The following is a 17280-nucleotide window of genomic DNA, read 5'->3' as shown; positions in this document are numbered from 1 at the left end:
TGTTCAGAGCTTGTTCTTGGAGATCCGGGCCAGGAGCAGGTTCGGGTCCGGGTCCAGCGTGTTGAAGAAGGCCGCGCTGTTCACGTAGACCGTCTTGGCGCGCACCGCCACGGAGGTCGGGTTGTCGAGGCCGTCCGCGCCGGTGAGCACGGTCCTGTGGCTGCCGTCGGGCAGGACGAGCTCCAGCTCGTCGACCTGGTTCAGCGCGGCGAGGACCGTGTCGCCGTGCCCGGTGAAGGCGAAGTCGTCGATGGACGTGAGCCCGGTCGCCCGGGTCTCGACCGGACCTGCCGCATGGTCGGGACCGGGACCGACCGGGATGCGCAGCAACGTCTCACGTGCGGTGTTGGACACCCAGACGGCACCGTGGTGGACCTTGAGGCCGTTGGCGCCGAAGGGGACCTGCGCGGTGGGTTCGAGCGCGGCCCCGGTGGCCCAGGCCGTGGGCGTGCCGCCGGTCACCGGGAGGCTCCACACCCTGCCGAGCCGCGAGTCGGCGGTGTAGAGGGTGCCGCACTTCTCGTCGAGGGCGAGCCCGTTGGGGAAGGAGTCCACCGGGAAGAACCCGATCTGCTCCGGCTCGCCGCCGCCGGGCGCGATGCGCCAGACGCCGGTCTCCTCCGTGCCGGTGACGTAGGTGACGTACAGGGTGCCGTCGTGGGCGCGGGCGATGCCCAGGGCGACGGCCCCGCCGACGGGCGTCTGCGCGTCCGGCACCTCGGGCAGGGTGGCGAGGATCGTCGTCCCGCCCTCCTTGGTGACGCGGGCGACCTGGTGGGCGAAGGCGAAGGTGATGTCGGCGGAGCCGTCGGGTTCGAGGGCGATGTTCTCCGCGGTCTGCCCGGCGGCGAAGTCGAAGTGGGCGACGATCCGGGGGTCGGACACGGTCGGATCGCCACCCGACGCGGGGCCCGCCGCGATCACGGCGAGGGCGGCGGTGGCGGTGGCGACGGCGGCGAGGCGTGGGCGTTTCTGCACGTGCTTCTCCTCGGGTGGGGGGGGGTGTGAGAAGAACATGGCGCCCCGCCGGTTCGGGGGGCGGGCAGCCCCGGCCGGGAGGTCGCCCGCGTGGCCGACGGCATGGGGCCGGTTGGCACTGCGCGCGGGGGTCCGGGAGGCGGGCCGCTCGGTACTGCGCCCCGGGGGCCGGGAGGCCCGTACTCACGCGCCGGTTGAGTATCAGCGCCCTGTCGGCCGCGAGGCCGACCGCGGGACCGTACGGGCATGGGAATCAGCGCGCGTGAGCTCGCCGCCGCAACGCCGGCGAGCCGGGACCGGTACGTCGATCTGCTCCGGGTCGCCTCGCTCGCCGTCGTCGTGCTCGGGCACTGGCTGATGGCGGCCGTCACCACCGACGGACAGGTCGGCAATCTGCTCGCCGTCGTGCCCGAACTCCAGGTGGTGACCTGGCTGTTCCAGGTGATGCCCGTGTTCTTCTTCGTCGGCGGCTTCTCGCACGCCCTCGCCCACCGCTCCCGGCCGCAGTACGCGGCCTTCCTGCGGGCCCGGCTCCAGCGGCTGCTGCGGCCGACGATGGTCTTCGTCGGTGTCTGGGGCGCCGCCGCGCTCCTCCTCCAGCTGTCCGGGGCGGACGGAGGGCTCACCGGGGTCGCGCTGCGGCTGGTCACCCAGCCGCTCTGGTTCATAGGGATCTATCTGGCGATGGTCGCGTTCACCCCGCCGCTGTTGCGGCTGCACGAGCGCTGGGGCTGGGGCGCGTTCGCGGCGCTCGCGGGCGGCGCGGTCGCGGTGGACGTGCTGCGGTTCACGGCGGACGTGCCGTTCGTCGAGTTCCTGAACTTCGCGTTCGTGTGGCTGGCGGTCCACCAGCTCGGGTTCCTCCGCGCCGACGGCATGATCCGCCGCCCCGCCCTGCTCGCCGGCGCGGGCCTGCTCGGCGCGACCGCGCTCGTCGCCCTGGGACCGTATCCGCTGTCGATGGTGGGGATGCCCGGTGAGAAGGTCTCCAACATGGCCCCGCCGACCCTCGCCCTGCTCTGCCACGGCCTGTGGCTGGTCGGCGCGGTCGAGCTGCTCCGGGGCCCCGGGGCGCGGCTCGTGGCCCGGGCCTCGGTGTGGCGGGCGGTGGTCGCCGCGAACGGGATCGCGATGACCGCGTTCCTCTGGCACCTGACGGCGATGCTCGGGGTGTACGGGGCGATGCTCGGCCTCGGTGCGGAGCTGCCCGCCCCGGCGACCGGATCCTGGTGGGCGCAGGTCCCCCTCCGCTTCCTCGCTGCGGGCCTTCTCACGGCGCTGCTCGTGGCCGCCTTCCGTCGCTTCGAGGCCCCGGTCCCGGCCGCCCCGGCGACCGGCGAGGGCGGCCCCGTGGCGGCGGTCGGCATCACGCTCGCGCTCTTCGGCGTCCTGGGCCTCTCCCTGACGGGCTTCGCGGGACTCCTCGACGGTCACTCGGCCACTCTGATCGCCGTCCCGGTCACGGCCCCGGCGGCCGTCGGCCTGGCCCTGGCGGGCTGGCTCCTGGTGGAGCGGGCGGGGCGCATCGGATCGCGATGACGGCCGCCCGGCCTCCGCAGGGGCCGACGAGGTCCTCCGGGTCCGAGGTGAGCACAGAGACGGGCCCGGTGCCGCGAGGGCCGTCGCGGCGACCGTCGGCGTACGCGTGGCCGTGCAGCCCGTTCTCGGCGAGGAGGGCCGCCGCTCGACGCACGACGGGGTACGTCACGGGCTCGACGACGAGGTGGGACAGGGGCCATTCCAGGGCCGCGGGATCGATGCGCGGTCGCATCACCTCCACCTGAGCGGCGGCGCTCGTCACGACGCGCTCGTTTCCGGACCGCCCTGCTGCTCACGGGCCCGGCGCAGCCGCTCGCGTCGTGCCCGGATCTCCGCGTCCGTGCCCGGCCCCGGCCACCGCGATGAGTTCGCCGAGGCCGTCGCGCCCCAGCTGCCCGTCGGTGCGGCGTACGCGGCAACGTACTCTGGGAGATCGATCGATCCCCCGTACAGGAGTCAAAGTGGCCGTCAATCTGGTCAATGTCGAGGCTGTCAGCAAGGTGTACGGCACCCGTGCACTGCTCGACGGCGTCTCGCTCGGCGTCTCCGAAGGGGACCGGATCGGAGTCGTCGGCCGCAACGGCGACGGCAAGACCACCCTCATCCGGATGCTGGCCAAGCTGGAGGAGGCCGACACCGGCCGCGTCACCCACAGCGGCGGGCTGCGCCTCGGCGTGCTCACCCAGCACGACTCGCTCGACCCGAAGGCCACCGTCCGGCACGAGGTCATCGGCGTCATGGCCGACCACGAGTGGGCCGGCAGCGCCAAGATCCGCGACGTGCTCACCGGGCTCTTCGGCGGGCTCGACCTGCCCGGCTTCGAGAACGGCCTGGACACCGTCATCGGCCCGCTCTCCGGCGGCGAGCGCCGCCGCATCGCGCTCGCCAAGCTGCTCATCGAGGACCAGGACCTGATCGTCCTCGACGAGCCCACCAACCACCTCGACGTCGAGGGCATCTCCTGGCTGGCCAAGCACCTCCAGGAGCGCCGGTCCGCGCTCGTCTGCGTCACCCACGACCGCTGGTTCCTCGACCAGGTCTGCACCCGCATGTGGGATGTGCAGCGCGGTGCCGTGCACGAGTACGAGGGCGGCTACTCCGACTACGTGTTCGCCCGCGCCGAGCGCGAGCGCATCGCCGCCACCGAGGAGTCCAAGCGGCAGAACCTGATGCGCAAGGAGCTGGCCTGGCTGCGGCGCGGCGCCCCCGCCCGCACGTCCAAGCCCCGCTACCGCATCGAGGCCGCCAACGAGCTGATCGCCGACGTGCCGCCGCCGCGCGACACGTCCGAGCTGATGAAGTTCGCCAACGCCCGGCTCGGCAAGACCGTGTTCGACCTGGAGGACGTGACCGTCACCGCCGGTCCCAAGACCCTTCTCCAGCACCTCACCTGGCAGCTGGGTCCCGGCGACCGCATCGGCCTCGTCGGCGTCAACGGCGCGGGCAAGACCTCACTCCTGCGCGCACTCGCCGACGCCGCCGTCAGCCAGGGCGAGATCCAGCCCGCGGCCGGCAGTGTCACCGTCGGCAAGACCGTCCGGCTCGCCTACCTCTCGCAGGACGTCACCGAGCTCCCCGGCACCCTGCGGGTCCTGGAGGCCGTCCAGCAGATCCGCGACCGGGTCGACCTCGGCAAGGGCCGCGAGATGACCGCCGGGCAGCTCTGCGAGCAGTTCGGCTTCTCCAAGGAGAAGCAGTGGACGCCCGTCGGCGACCTCTCCGGCGGTGAGCGCCGCCGCCTCCAGCTGCTCCGCCTGCTGATGGACGAGCCGAACGTCCTCTTCCTCGACGAGCCCACCAACGACCTCGACATCGAGACCCTCACCCAGCTGGAGGACCTCCTCGACGGCTGGCCGGGCTCCATGGTCGTCATCTCCCACGACCGGTTCTTCATCGAGCGCACCACCGACCGGACGCTCGCGCTGCTCGGCGACCAGACCCTGCGGATGCTGCCCCGCGGCATCGACGAGTACCTGGAGCGGCGCCGGAAGATGATCGAGGCGGCCGTCCCGGCGCCCGCCGCGGCGCCCGCGCAGGCGAAGCCGGGCGTCTCCGCGGCCGACAGCCGCGCCGCCAAGAAGGAGCTGCAGAAGGTCGAGCGACAGCTCGACAAGGTCTCCCAGAAGGAGGCCAAGCTGCACACGCAGATCGCCGACAACGCGACCGATTTCGAGAAGGTCGCGAAGCTCGACGCGGAGCTGCGGGAACTCGCGGGTGAACGCGAGGAATTGGAGATGCGCTGGCTCGAACTGGCCGAGGACGCATAACGAGGGCATCACAGGCCGGTCCTCCCTTGGGTACAAGGGGCGGACCGGTCGCTTTTGCGCCGGCGCGCGAGTGGTAGAAAGAAAACCCGCTCACGTCAAGGGGGAACTGCTGATGACCCAGCCGCCCAGCAACCAGCCGCCGGGGGGCTTCGGAGCTCCCCAGGATCCGAACCAGGGCCCGCACCAGGGCACGCCGCCCGTGCCGCCCGTCCCGCCGCAGGCACCGCAGACTCCGCCGCCGCCCGCCGGCCCGCCCGGCGTGCCCCCGAGCGCGCCCCCGGCCGCGCCGCCCGCCGCGCCCGGACCGTACGGCCAGCAGCCGCAGCCCGGTTACGGATACCCGCAGCAGGGCCAGCCCGGTCAGCCGGGTCCGTACGGCCAGCAGCCCCCGCAGCAGCCCTACGGGTACCCGCAGCAGGGCCAGCAGCCCGGCTACGGCCAGCCGCAGCAGCCGGGACCGTACGGCCAGCAGCAGAACCCCTACGGCGGGTACCCCACCCAGCCGATGTACCAGGGTGCCCCGACCCCGCCGTCCTCCGGCGGAGGTCTCAAGGGCCGCACCGGTCTCGTCGCCGCCATCGCCGCGGGAGCCGTCCTGGTGGCCGCCGTCACCACCTGGGCCGTCGTCGGCGGCGGGGACGACGAGAAGGACCCGATCGCCGGTCCGACCGCCACCGCCAGTTCCTCCTCCGGCGCCCCCAAGCCCACCGAGTCGGTGGACAAGGGCGACGGCTCGGGCGACGGGTCCAAGGGCGGTGAGGACGACCTCAACGCCGGGCGCCAGGCGGGCGAGGCCAAGGTCAACTGGCTGCTCCAGAACGACGTCGACCTGCCCCGCAACGGCTCCGACGTCCTCGGTCCGTGGATCGTCGGCGACACCGTCGTCAAGGCCATGTACAAGGGCGTCTCCGGCTACAACCTGAGCGACGGGGCCCCGAAGTGGCACGTCGACGTGCCGTTCGAGCTGTGCGCCGCGCCCGCCGAGCCCTCGGCGAACGGCGTCATGGTCTTCGCCTACGCCGAGAGCGCCAAGGACGGCGCCAAGTGCACCTCGCTCCAGCAGATCGACCTGAAGACCGGCAAGGCGGGCTGGAAGAAGGCCGTACCGAAGCCCAAGGGCCTGTTCGCCTTCTCGGACAACACCCTGTCCATCAGTGGCAACACGGTGACGGTCTCCGGCTCCAGCAGCTCCTACGGCTTCTCGCTGACCGACGGCAAGCAGCTCTTCACCGGCGCGACGACCGGCTGTAAGCCCTTCGCGTACGCCGGCGGCAGCAAGCTGATCGCCGCCGTGGACTGCCCGTCGGGCAGCACCACCAAGAAGATCCAGGGCGTCAGCGAGGTCGACCCGAACACGGGCAAGCCCAAGTGGACCTTCAAGCTGGAGACCGACTGGGAGGTGGACCGGGTCTACTCGATCGACCCGCTGGTCGTCTCCGCCACCCAGCGCGAGCAGAAGAAGTGGACCATCTTCGCGCTCAACCCGAACGGTTCGCTCCGCTCGCAGATCCAGGGGGGCAAGGACAAGTTCGCCCCCTCGTGCGGCGGCGGCTTCGTCATCTTCGGCAAGAACCTCCAGGGCTGCACGGGAGTCGCGGCCGACGCGAACACCTTCTACATGGCCACCGAGACCTCGTACGGCACCCCCAACGAGGTCGTCGCCTTCGACCTGAAGAACGGCAAGGCCAAGTGGCGCTCCAAGGCGCCCGGTGAGCAGTCGATGATCCCGCTCCGCATGGAGGGCGGCCAGGTCCTGGTCTACGTGGACCCGTCGTACGACAAGGGCGGCGCCGTCGCGACGATCGCCCCCACCGGCGGTGCGCCGAAGATCCTGCTCCAGCACCCGGCGTCGACGGCCCAGGTCGAGAGCAACTTCTACAGCCCGGGCTACGCGTACGGCGCCGGCACCTTCGTCGTGGCGAGCGGACGCGTCTCCGCGTCGAACGACAAGGAAGAAAAGCTGGTCAAGACGATGATGGCCTTCAGCAAGTGAGGTACACGGACCGATGACGCAGCCACCCCCACCCCCGCCGAACCAGCCCCCTGACCCGCAGGGCGGCTTCGGCGCCCCGACGCCGCCGCAGCCGGAGCCCGGTTACGGCTACCCGCAGCAGGCACCGCCGCCGCAGCCGGAGCCCGGTTACGGCTACCCGCAGCAGGCACCGCCGCCGCAGCAGCCGTACGGCTACCCGGCGCAGCCGCCCACGCAGCCGCAGCAGTCCTACGGCGCCGGCTACCAGCAGCCGGCCCAGCCCCCGTACGGCTATCCGCCCCAGCAGCAGCCCTACGGCGGGTACCAGCAGCCCCCCACGGCCGCGGTCCCGGCCGCGGCTCCGGGCGGCGGCAGGAAGCTGTCGGCGCAGCTCCAGATCGTCATCGCGGCGGCCGTCGCCGTCGTCCTGATCATCGGTGGCGGCATCTGGTACGCCAACTCCGGTGACGCCGGGCCCAAGACCGACGAGTCGAAGGGCACCGGCGGCGCCTCGCAGGGCGCCGACGGCGGGTCCGGCGACACCAAGGGCATCGGTGGCGGCGGCAAGGAGAAGCCGCCGGCGAACACCGGGGCGAAGCTGACGTTCAAGGTGGAGCAGCCGGTGGTGCCGGACGTCACCGACGTCACGGGTTCCTGGCTCACCGACAAGGCGTACGTGAAGACGGGCGTCAACGCGATCGTCGCCTACGACCGCGACAAGGGCTCCGTCCTGTGGACGTTGCCGCTGACCGGTCAGGTCTGCGGCAGCTCGCGCCATCTGACGGCCGACAACAAGCTGGCGATCCTCTTCGAGGCCAAGAAGCGGGTCGCGCCGCGCTACTACCAGCAGTGCACCGAGGTCGGCGTGGTCGACCTGAACGCCGGAAAGCTGCTGTGGTCCACCTCGGTCACCGGCGGCACCGCCGGCGACCAGAAGGTCCGGTTCGGCGAGGTCACGCTCAGCGGGAAGACGGTCGCGGCCGGCGGCTCCGACGGGGGCGCCGCCTTCGACATCGCCAACGGCAACCCGCGCTGGAAGCCGCAGGCCAACGACCAGGGCTGCTACGACCTGGGATACGGCGGCGGCGAGGGTCTCGTCGCGGTCCGCAAGTGCGGCACCTACGACGCCCAGTACGTGATGATCCAGAACCTCGACCCGATGACGGGCGCCCCGGTCTCGCAGTTCAAGATGCCGACCGGTGTGAAGTACGCGTCGGTGGTCTCCACCAAGCCGCTGGTCGTCGCGGCGGACGTCGGCGACAGCGCCGGCGACGGCAGCGGCATCTCGGACTTCTTCTCCCTCGACGAGAAGACCGGGAAGCTGAAGGCGAAGATCACGGCGGACGCCGACCAGTACGCGGCCCGCTGTCGCTCGACGAAGGTCGAGTCGTGCACGAAGGTCGTCGTCGGCAACGGCCGGCTGTACGTGCCGACCGAGGAGCACGAGGGCTCCACCGGGGAGTTCGGCGACGAGACGAACGAGCTCATCGCCTTCGACCTGGCCACCGGGAAGACGGCGCCGGAGAAGGCGGACGCGGGTGACAAGTACTCCCTGATCCCGCTCCGCATGGACGGCGGCAACGTCATCGCGTACAAGGAGGCGCCCTACAACCAGGGCGGCCGGATCGTCTCCGTCGACGGCGGCACGATGAAGGAGACGCTCCTCCTGGAGAACCCGGCGGACAAGGTCACCCATGACGTGGAGAAGGGCTTCTCCCCGGACTACGCGGAGATCCTGTACGGCGACGGGCGGGTGTTCATGTCCGACATGATGCTCTCCAAGCCGCGGGCGTCGGCGTCGCCGGCCGACAAGGAGTATCTGGCGGTGTCGTTCAGCACCCACTGAACTCGTTGACATCGCACGGATGTCCATGAGGTGCGCGCGGCCCGGCGCGTCGGTTCACCCCGACGCGCCGGGCCGTTTGCGCGGGGTGCCCGTGGGTGAGGAATTCGGGGTCGAGCGGGTGGCCGGTGGACGGCGGCCCGGAGGATGGGGGATGACCGGGATGGGCGTACGGCTCGTGGTGGTGGACGACCACCGCCTGCTCGCGGAGGCTCTGGCCTCGGCGCTGAAGCTGCGCGGGCACCGGGTGCTCGCGGCGGCCGCGCCGGTGGCGGGGGCGGCGGAGCTGGTGGTGAGCCGGGCGCCGGAGGTCTGTCTCCTGGGCACGGCCGCCCCGGCCGAACCGGGGGCCTTCGACGTGGTCGTACGGATCAAGCGCGAGCGGCCGCAGGTGGCCGTGGTGGTGCTCGGCCCGGTGCCCTCGCCGCGCGGGATCGCGGCGGCGTTCGCCGCCGGGGCCTCGGGGTACGTCCGGCACGACGAGCGCATCGAGGGCGTCGAGCGTGCCCTGGTGAAGGCGCGGGCGGGGGAGTCGGCGGTGGCGCCGCAGCTGCTCCAGTCGGCCTTCGCCGAGCTGCTGCACCCTTCGGCGCAGCCGGACGACGAGGGCCAGCGGCTGCTGCGGCTCCTGACGCAGCGGGAGGTGGAGGTCCTCGTCCGGGTCGCGGAGGGGGAGGACACCCGGCTGATCGCGGAGGGGATGGGGATCGCGTCGAGCACGGCCCGGACGCATGTGCAGCGGGTCCTGATGAAGCTGGGGGTGGGGTCGCGCCTGGAGGCGGCGGCCCTCGCGGCCCGTACGGGGCTGCTCGACCGCGCGCTGCCGGTGCAGCGGGGTCCTTCTCTCTGACGTTCGGGTGAAGCCCGGTCCCTTCGTTCGTGGGAGGGGCCGGGCTTCGCCGTTGACGGTGATGTTGGAATGTGATTCCTTGTGCGTGGTTATGTTTGAATCGCCGGAGGGCACCCCGTGAAGAAGACCGTCACCACGCTCGCCGACGGGCGCGAGCTGATCTACTACGACACCCGTGACGACGTCGTCCGCACCGCCGTCGACACCCGGCCGCTCGACCCCGTCACCTCGGCCACCGAGCTCCGGTACGACGCGCTCCTCGGGGACTCCGTCGCCGTCGCCTCGCACCGGCAGGGCCGGACGTACCACCCGCCGGTCGGCGAGTGCCCGCTCTGCCCCTCCGGCGACGGACGGCAGAGCGAGATCCCGGCCCCCGACTACGAGGTCGTCGTCTTCGAGAACCGCTTCCCCACCCTCGCCGGGGAGTCGGGACGCTGCGAGGTCGTCTGCTTCACCGCCGACCACGAGGCCTCCTTCGCCGACCTCACCCCCGAGCGGGCCGCCCTCGTGCTCGACGCCTGGACCGACCGCACCACCGAACTCGCCGCCCGCCCCGGTGTCGAGCAGGTGTACTGCTTCGAGAACCGCGGCGCCGAGATCGGAGTCACCCTCGCCCACCCGCACGGGCAGATCTACGCCTATCCGTTCGCCACGCCCCGCACCGCCCTCATGCAGCGCCAGGCGGCCGAGCACCGGGCCCGCACCGGCGGAAACCTCTTCGACGACGTCGTCGCCCGGGAACGCGCCGACGCCGAGCGGATCGTCCTGGAGACCGGGCACTGGATCGCCTTCGTGCCGTACGCCGCCCACTGGCCGTACGAGGTCCACCTCTATCCGACCCGCCGGGTGCCCGACCTGCGCGCGCTCGACGAGGAGGCCCGCACAGAGTTCCCACAGATCTATCTGGAACTCTTGAGGCGCTTCGACCGGATCTTCGGACCGGGGGAGCCGCCGACGCCGTACATCTCCGCCTGGCACCAGGCGCCGTTCACCGGTGCGGACCGCGAGGAGTTCGCGCTGCACCTGGAACTCTTCACCGTCCGTCGGACGTCCGGCAGGCTCAAGTACCTCGCGGGCACGGAGTCCGGCATGAGCGCGTTCAGCAACGACGTGCCGCCGGAGACGGCGGCCCGGCGACTCCGAGAGGTGGCAGGCAAGTGACCGAGGCAGTGAAGAAGTACCTGGTGACCGGCGGGGCCGGATACGTGGGCAGCGTCGTCGCCGCCCACCTCCTGGAGCGGGGCCATCGGGTCACCGTCCTCGACGACCTCTCCACCGGCTTCGCCGAAGCCGTCCCGGCGGGCGCCGAGTTCATCGAGGGCCGCGTCCAGGACGCGGCGCGGTGGCTGGACGGCTCCTACGACGGCGTCCTGCACTTCGCCGCCTTCTCCCAGGTCGGGGAGTCCGTCGTCAGGCCCGAGAAGTACTGGGAGAACAACGTCGGCGGCACCATGGCCCTGCTCGCCGCCATGCGCTCCGCCGGCGTCCGCAGGCTGGTCTTCTCCTCCACCGCCGCGACGTACGGCGAGCCGGAGACCGTCCCGATCACCGAGACCGCCCCGACCGCCCCCACGAGCCCCTACGGGGCGAGCAAGCTCGCCGTCGACCACATGATCGGCGGGGAGTGCGCCGCCCACGGCCTCGCCGCCGTCTCGCTGCGCTACTTCAACGTCGCGGGGGCCTACGGCTCCCTCGGCGAGCGCCACGCACCCGAGTCGCACCTCGTCCCGCTCGTCCTCCAGGTCGCCCTCGGAGGCCGCGAGGCGATCTCCGTGTACGGCGACGACTACCCGACCCCCGACGGCACCTGCGTCCGCGACTACATCCACGTCGCCGACCTCGCCGAGGCCCACCTCCTGGCGCTCGACGCGATGACCGCGGGCGAGCACCTGATCTGCAACCTCGGCAACGGCAACGGCTTCTCCGTCCGCGAGGTCGTCGAGACCGTACGGAAGGTCACCGGGCACCCGATCCCGGAGATCACCGCCCCGCGCCGGGCGGGCGACCCCGCCGTCCTCGTCGCCTCCGCCGATGCCGCCCGCGAGCGGCTCGGCTGGACTCCGTCCCGCCCGGACCTCGCGGACGTCGTCGCCGACGCCTGGGCCTTCGCGCGTGCGCGGCACGAGGGGGGTCGGGCATGAGCGTCGCCGCCGACTTCGAGGCGCTGTACGGCGCCGCCCCCGACGGTGTCTGGGCCGCCCCCGGCCGGGTCAACCTCATCGGCGAGTACACCGACTTCAACGACGGGTTCGTGCTGCCGCTCGCGCTGCCGCACACCACCGTCGCCGCCGTCGCCCGCCGCGACGACGGGGTGCTGCGCCTGCACTCCGCCGACATCGACGGCGGCGTCGTCCAGCTCGCGGTCGACTCCCTCGAACCGCTCTCCGGCGGCGGCTGGGCGGCCTACCCGGCCGGCGTCGTCTGGGCGCTGCGGGAGGCCGGGCACCCGGTCACCGGCGCGGACGTCCACCTCACCTCGACCGTGCCGACCGGAGCCGGGCTCTCCTCCTCGGCCGCCCTGGAGGTCGTCACCGCGCTCGCCCTGAACGACCTGTTCGGGCTCGGGATCTCCCGGCCCGAGCTCGCCCGGCTCGCCCAGCGCGCCGAGAACGCGTTCGTCGGCGTCCCCTGCGGGGTGATGGACCAGATGGCCTCCGCCTGCGCCGAGGAGGGCCATGCCCTGTATCTGGACACCCGGGACCTCTCGTACCGTCAGGTCCCCTTCGACCTGGCACGGGAGGGGCTGCGGCTGCTCGTCGTCGACACCCGGGTGAAGCACGCGCTCGGCGACGGCGCGTACGCCGAGCGACGCGCCGGTTGCGAAGCCGGTGCGCGGGCGCTCGGCGCCCGGGCCCTGCGCGACGTGAGTGTCGTGCAACTGCCCGAATCCCTCGCACTGCTGGGCGACGAGACGGTTCTGCGTTACGTGCGGCACGTCGTCACCGACAACGCCCGCGTGGAGCGGACGATCGCGCTGCTCGACGCCGGGGACACCCGGGCCGTCGGCCCCGTCCTCACCGAGGGGCACGCCTCGCTCCGGGACGATCTGCGGGTCTCCTGCCCGGAGCTCGACCTGGTCGTCGAGGCGGCGAACGCCGCCGGGGCGCTCGGTGCCCGGATGACCGGCGGCGGCTTCGGCGGCTCCGCCGTCGTCCTCGTCGACACCGACCGGGCGGACGCGGTCGCCGCCGCCGTCGAGAAGGCCTTCGCCGAGGCCGGCCACGCGGCCCCCGGCATCTTCCCGGCCGTCCCCTCGGCAGGTGCGCGGCGCCTCTGACCGTCCCGCGGACACTCTCGTACGGCGCGCTGACCGCCCGTTACGGAGCCGCCGACACCCTTCGTACTCCCGTACGACTTCGGACAGTTCCCCGAATCGGCCCCCGCCGTGACGCCCCGCCCCTACTCTGAGGGGCAGCGCCGGTGGGGGCCGGTGCTGTTCAGGGGGCGAGACCCGGTCGGGTACGGCGCCGGAAGCGGGGGTAACAGTCAACGCACGGCGGCGGCCGCGCGGATGACGCACCCGCCTCCGACGTCGTGCCCGCGTCGGTTTCCCGTTCCTCGACACTTGGGGGTGTCCGTGGCACGTATCCGTGTCCTCGTGGTGGACGACCACCGCGTCTTCGCCGAATCACTCGCCGCCGCACTCGCGGCCGAGCCCGATGTCGACGTCGCGGCCGCGGGAAGCGGCCCGGCCGCCCTGCGCTGCCTGGAGCGCGGCGCCGCGGAGGGCCGCAGGTTCGACGTGCTGCTCGTCGACGCCGAGCTGGGCGCCGGTCCCGCGGGGGCCGTGGCCCGCGCGGTCCCGGACGACGCCGAGGGCGCCGTCGACGGGATCTCCCTGGTCGCGGGGGTGCGCAGGGTGCAGCCCGCCGTCCGTACCGTCGTCCTGGCGGAGAAGGACGACCCGCACCGGGCCGCCCTGGCGCTCCAGGCGGGGGCCTCCGGCTGGGTCGCGAAGGACTGCTCGCTGCAGCGGCTCCTCGCGGTGGTCCGCGGGGTGCTGCGGGACGAGACGCATCTGCCGCCCGCGCTGCTCACGGGTGTCCTGCGGGAGCTGACGGCGGCCCGCAAGCACCGGACCGACAGCGAGCGGCTCGTGGAGTCGCTGACCCCGCGCGAGCGGGAGGTGCTGCGCTGCATGGTGGCGGGCCTGGGGCGCAAGGCCGTCGCCGAGCGCCTCTTCCTGTCCCCGCACACCGTCCGTACGCATATGCAGAACGTGCTGGGGAAGCTGGGCGTGCACTCCACCCTGGCGGCGGTCGCCCTGGCCAGGCGTGCGGGGGTGGGTCCGGCCCAGCTGGGTGAGGCGCCGCTGTCCGGACTATCCGGGGACGTTGTCGAACGGGGCGGTCAGCTGGCGTAGCAGCGCGGCCAGTTCGCCGCGCTGGCCCCGGGAGAGCTGGGCCAGGATGGCCCGCTCCTGGGCGAGCAGCCCGGCGAGCGCCTCGTCGGCGCGGTCGCGGCCCTCGGGGGTGAGCCGGACCAGGACGCCGCGCCGGTCGCTGGGGTCGGGGAGCCGCTCGACGAGGCCCTTCTTGGTGAGCCGGTCGATGCGGTTGGTCATGGTGCCGGAGGTGACCAGGGTCTGGGTCAGGAGCTGGCCGGGGGAGAGCTGGTACGGGGCTCCGGCGCGGCGCAGGGAGGTGAGGACGTCGAACTCCCACGGCTCCAGCTGGTGTTCGGAGAAGGCGAGTCGACGGGCGCGGTCGAGGTGCCGGGCGAGCCGCGAGACGCGGCTGAGCACCTCGAGCGGTTCCACGTCGAGGTCGGGGCGCTCGCGGCGCCATGCTGCGACCAGTCGGTCGACCTCGTCCTCCATGACGATCAGTGTAGAGGGTCTGTTGACATAAAGTCTCTTGGGGTCGAGTTTCTCCATGTCGAGTATCTTGGAATCAAGATATATTTCCCTGGACTGTGGGGAAGGGACCCGGCCGGAACTCCGTTCCGCTTCGGCAACTCGTTCCAGCAAGGGGGCTTCGAACATGCATTCCGTGGAATCCGCCGCACCATCCGCGCCGACATGGGATCCACAGCAGTACCTCCGTCACTCGGGCCACCGCACACGGCCCTTCCTCGACCTGCTCACCCGAATACCGCACCTGCCCGCCCAGGACCGGCCCGCCCGAATCGCCGACATCGGGTGTGGCCCCGGAAACGTGACGGTCCTTATCGCCGACCGCTGGGCCGACGCCCACATCACCGGTTTCGACCTCTCGCCCGACATGCTGGAGCAGGCCGAGAAGGACTGGTCCGGCACCACCCGCGGCGGCGGCTGGATCGACTTCCGGCCCGCCGACGCCGCGCACTGGACCCCCACCGAGCCCTACGACCTGATCGTCTCCAACGCGGCCCTCCAGTGGGTGCCCAACCACCCCGAGTCCTTCGCCGGCTGGATCGAAGGACTCCGGCCCGGCGGCACCCTCGCCTTCCAGGTCCCCGGCAACTTCACCTCGCCCAGCCACGCCCTGCTCGGCGAACTCTGCGAGACCCCCGAGTGGCGCGGCCGCCTGGGCGACCAGGGCCGGCGCTTCGTCCATATCCTCGACGCCTCCGACTACCTCACCCGCCTCACCGACCTCGGCTGCGAGACGGATGTCTGGGAGACCACGTACTGCCAGCTGCTCCAGGGCGAGGATCCCGTCCTCGACTGGGTCAAGGGCACGGCCCTGCGGCCCGTCCTCACCACCCTGGGCGACGACCAGGACGCGATCGACGCCTTCCTCGGCCAGTACCGGGACCTCCTCCGCGAGGCCTATCCCCGGGGCCCGCACGGCACGGTGTTCCCGTTCCGCCGGATCTTCGCCGTGGCCCGCAAGCCCCACTGACGCGCGGCCCGGTACACGCGGACGCCCCGCACCGGAACTCCGGTGCGGGGCGTCCGCGTGTCCGTGTGCGTGCCCTACGACATGGCGTTGTAGATCTGGAAGCCGGTGCCGACCTTGTTCCGGCCGCCGAACTTGCCCGGCGTGGAGTTCAGGTAGCTGTAGAGGTCGCCGCCCGAGGTCACCCCGAGCAGGTCGCCCTTGCCGTCACCGTTCAGGTCGCCCGGCGCGACCAGCTTCGTGTAGATGTTCCAGCCGGTGCCGGCCTTCACCCGCGTACCGAACGGCACCGTCGCGTTGCCCGTGCCCGGGTACACGTACAGGTCGCCGCCCGAGGTGCGGGCCGCGATGTCCGCGCGCCCGTCGCCGGTGTAGTCGCCCGCGCCGACGATCTTGTTGAAGGCGCCCCAGCCGCTGCCGACCTTGACGCGCGTCGCGAACGTCGTGCTCTGGCCGTTGCCCTTGTACAGGTACAGGTTGCCGGAGCGGTCGCGGGCCAGCAGGTCGCCCTTGCCGTCGCCGCTCAGGTCGCCCGGGCCGACGAGCGCGTTGTAGACGCCCCAGCCCGAACCGAGGAAGACACCGTCGATGTAGAGGCCGTTGTCGAAGAGCTGCGCCACGTCGGACGAGTTGTCCGGGTCCAGCGAGGACAGGTGCGTGTAGTCGGCACCCCGCCAGCCGCCGGAGCTGCCGTACTGGCTGCGCGTGGTGAGCACGCCGTTGGTCCGGCTGCCGTACCAGAACATCGTGCCGGCCGCGTCCCGCGCCAGGACGCCTTCCTTGGTGCCGGCGACCGGGTTGTTGCTCGCCCCGCCGAACTGCGGGACGCCTTCCCAGCCGCCCACCGAGCTGGCCTGCGTACGGGGCGCCAGCGTGCCGTTGCCCTTGCCGGTGTAGTACCAGAAGGTGCCCTTGGCGTCGCGGGCGAGCAGTTCGCCGCTGCCGTCGCCGTTGTCGTCGCCCACGGGAACGATCGTGTTGTAGATGTTCCAGCCGGGACCGGCCGACACCCGGGTCCCGAAGGGCCTGTTCTTGTCGCCGGTTCCCGCGTAGAACCACAGGGTGCCGGCGGTGTCACGGGCGTACAGGTCGGTCCAGCCGTCGCGGTTGTTGTCACCGAGGCCGACGAGCTGGTCGTAGATGTTCCAGCCGGGGCCGAGCTTCACCCGCGCCGAGAACGGCGCGCTGCGCGTGCCGGTCGCGTAGTACAGGTACAGGTTGCCGCTGGTGTCGCGGGCGAGCAGGTCCGCCAGGTTGTCGTCGTTCACGTCACCGGGCGAGAAGAGCTTGTTGTAGATCTGCCAGCCCTTGCCCTGCCACGCGTACGCCGCCGAGGTGGGCGTGGCGTCCGCGTACATCGTGAGCGTGCCCTGCTCCGAGAGCGTCAGGACCTCGGGGCCGCCGCCGGTCACGTCCTGGTTGCCGATCGGGACGATGTCCTTCGCGGGCTCGGACGCGGTCCCGTTGAAGGCGCCGCCCCCGCCCGCGGCCAGCGAGGTGTAGAGGTTGCCGTCCCAGCCGCGGTAGATCAGGTCGCTCACTCCGTCGCCGTCGAAGTCCGACAGCGGCGCGGGGACCCTGGACCCCGTGGCGGCGGCATCGGCGGCGGCGGAGGCACCCGCACGGGCCGTGCCGGGCGTCGCCCGCGTCAGCGGCGGCGGGGTGAAGTCGGCCGTCGGCTTCTCGACGGCGGGGTGGGGAGGCGCGGGCCGATCGGCCGACGCCGGGGTCGCGAGCAGCATGCCCGCCGAGAGGACGAGAGCGGTGCAGGCCGCGAGGCGGGCACGCGTGAGGTGCACAGAGCGCAAGAGATCCCCCCCAGGGATCAGAATGTCGTCGGACCGGGAACGGGCGTCCACGGCATCTCCGTACGGCAGAAAGCGCGTACGGAGGGCGAACACCCCCGGGTCTTCGGGAGCATACCGCCCGGGGGTGACAGAGGGTTCCGGGAAAGGGGTGCGCCCCGTGCCGGAGTCCGGTACGGGGCGCACCCGGCTGTCCGGGAGACG

At 72.3% G+C, this 17280-nt stretch carries 13 protein-coding genes and 1 pseudogene; 10 read left to right on the top strand and 4 right to left on the bottom strand.

Annotated elements, in window-relative coordinates:
- Positions 1-3 precede the first annotated feature (3 nt).
- The gene (locus IF00_RS0107035; RefSeq protein WP_030315405.1) at positions 4-978 is read right to left on the bottom strand and encodes an NHL repeat-containing protein; all 975 of its coding nucleotides are present in this window, start codon (positions 976-978) and stop codon (positions 4-6) included.
- Positions 979-1224: 246 nt separating this feature from the next.
- On the opposite strand from IF00_RS0107035, the gene IF00_RS0107030 reads away from it, so the two are divergent.
- Entirely contained in the window at positions 1225-2517 is a 1293-nt protein-coding gene (locus IF00_RS0107030; RefSeq protein ID WP_030315403.1) for an acyltransferase family protein, read from the top strand.
- On the opposite strand, the pseudogene IF00_RS47985 reads toward IF00_RS0107030, so the two are convergent.
- Positions 2507-2785: pseudogene (locus IF00_RS47985) on the bottom strand (DNA-binding protein); the annotation flags it as partial. The gene IF00_RS0107030 and the pseudogene IF00_RS47985 overlap by 11 nt on opposite strands.
- A 193-nt stretch (positions 2786-2978) precedes the next feature.
- Here IF00_RS47985 and IF00_RS0107025 point away from each other — a divergent pair.
- From IF00_RS0107025 to IF00_RS0106990, 8 genes are all read left to right on the top strand, one after another.
- A complete protein-coding gene (locus IF00_RS0107025) occupies positions 2979-4784 on the top strand; it encodes an ABC-F family ATP-binding cassette domain-containing protein (protein WP_030315401.1) in 1806 nt (601 codons plus the stop codon).
- Positions 4785-4896: 112 nt separating this feature from the next.
- On the top strand, positions 4897-6777 hold the full coding sequence (locus IF00_RS0107020; protein ID WP_030315399.1) for an outer membrane protein assembly factor BamB family protein: 1881 nt from the start codon (positions 4897-4899) through the stop codon (positions 6775-6777).
- A gap of 13 nt (positions 6778-6790) precedes the next feature.
- On the top strand, positions 6791-8602 hold the full coding sequence (locus IF00_RS0107015; protein WP_030315396.1) for an outer membrane protein assembly factor BamB family protein: 1812 nt from the start codon (positions 6791-6793) through the stop codon (positions 8600-8602).
- Between the two features lie 160 nt (positions 8603-8762).
- Positions 8763-9449: a response regulator transcription factor gene (locus IF00_RS0107010; protein ID WP_030315394.1), complete on the top strand. Its 687-nt coding sequence runs from the start codon at positions 8763-8765 to the stop codon at positions 9447-9449.
- A gap of 117 nt (positions 9450-9566) precedes the next feature.
- Complete coding sequence (gene galT / locus IF00_RS0107005) at positions 9567-10610, top strand: galactose-1-phosphate uridylyltransferase (RefSeq protein ID WP_030315392.1); 1044 nt, start codon at positions 9567-9569, stop codon at positions 10608-10610.
- Complete coding sequence (galE, locus tag IF00_RS0107000; RefSeq protein WP_030315390.1) at positions 10607-11590, top strand: UDP-glucose 4-epimerase GalE; 984 nt, start codon at positions 10607-10609, stop codon at positions 11588-11590. The genes galT and galE overlap by 4 nt, the downstream gene beginning before the upstream one ends.
- Positions 11587-12726, top strand: a complete 1140-nt coding sequence (gene galK, locus IF00_RS0106995; RefSeq protein WP_030315388.1) for a galactokinase — start codon at positions 11587-11589, stop codon at positions 12724-12726. The genes galE and galK overlap by 4 nt, the downstream gene beginning before the upstream one ends.
- A gap of 300 nt (positions 12727-13026) precedes the next feature.
- Positions 13027-13812 (top strand): response regulator transcription factor, encoded by a 786-nt coding sequence (locus IF00_RS0106990; protein ID WP_030315386.1) that lies wholly within the window; start codon positions 13027-13029, stop codon positions 13810-13812.
- Here IF00_RS0106990 and IF00_RS0106985 read toward each other — a convergent pair.
- Entirely contained in the window at positions 13771-14268 is a 498-nt protein-coding gene (locus IF00_RS0106985) for a MarR family winged helix-turn-helix transcriptional regulator (RefSeq protein ID WP_030315385.1), read from the bottom strand. The genes IF00_RS0106990 and IF00_RS0106985 overlap by 42 nt on opposite strands.
- Positions 14269-14431: 163 nt before the next feature.
- Here IF00_RS0106985 and IF00_RS0106980 point away from each other — a divergent pair, with 163 nt between their 5' ends.
- Positions 14432-15274 (top strand): trans-aconitate 2-methyltransferase, encoded by an 843-nt coding sequence (locus IF00_RS0106980; RefSeq protein ID WP_030315383.1) that lies wholly within the window; start codon positions 14432-14434, stop codon positions 15272-15274.
- A gap of 74 nt (positions 15275-15348) precedes the next feature.
- Here IF00_RS0106980 and IF00_RS0106975 read toward each other — a convergent pair whose 3' ends face one another.
- The gene (locus tag IF00_RS0106975) at positions 15349-17070 is read right to left on the bottom strand and encodes an FG-GAP repeat domain-containing protein (protein ID WP_245234452.1); all 1722 of its coding nucleotides are present in this window, start codon (positions 17068-17070) and stop codon (positions 15349-15351) included.
- Positions 17071-17280: the final 210 nt, after the last annotated feature.

The organism is Streptomyces flavochromogenes, from assembly GCF_000717595.1.
In the GTDB taxonomy this organism is placed as follows: domain Bacteria; phylum Actinomycetota; class Actinomycetes; order Streptomycetales; family Streptomycetaceae; genus Streptomyces; species Streptomyces flavochromogenes.
The sequence above is the reverse complement of the archived record's forward strand: the minus strand, read 5'-3'. Positions and strand labels throughout refer to the sequence as shown.

Coding starts and splice junctions, on each gene's coding strand:
- IF00_RS0106985 (WP_030315385.1), bottom strand. CDS start 14,268: ATGGAGGACGAGGTCGACCGACTGGTCGCAGCATGGCGCCGCGAGCGC.
- IF00_RS0107015 (WP_030315396.1), top strand. CDS start 6,791: ATGACGCAGCCACCCCCACCCCCGCCGAACCAGCCCCCTGACCCGCAG.
- IF00_RS0106980 (WP_030315383.1), top strand. CDS start 14,432: ATGCATTCCGTGGAATCCGCCGCACCATCCGCGCCGACATGGGATCCA.
- galK (WP_030315388.1), top strand. CDS start 11,587: ATGAGCGTCGCCGCCGACTTCGAGGCGCTGTACGGCGCCGCCCCCGAC.
- IF00_RS0107030 (WP_030315403.1), top strand. CDS start 1,225: ATGGGAATCAGCGCGCGTGAGCTCGCCGCCGCAACGCCGGCGAGCCGG.
- IF00_RS0107010 (WP_030315394.1), top strand. CDS start 8,763: ATGGGCGTACGGCTCGTGGTGGTGGACGACCACCGCCTGCTCGCGGAG.
- IF00_RS0107020 (WP_030315399.1), top strand. CDS start 4,897: ATGACCCAGCCGCCCAGCAACCAGCCGCCGGGGGGCTTCGGAGCTCCC.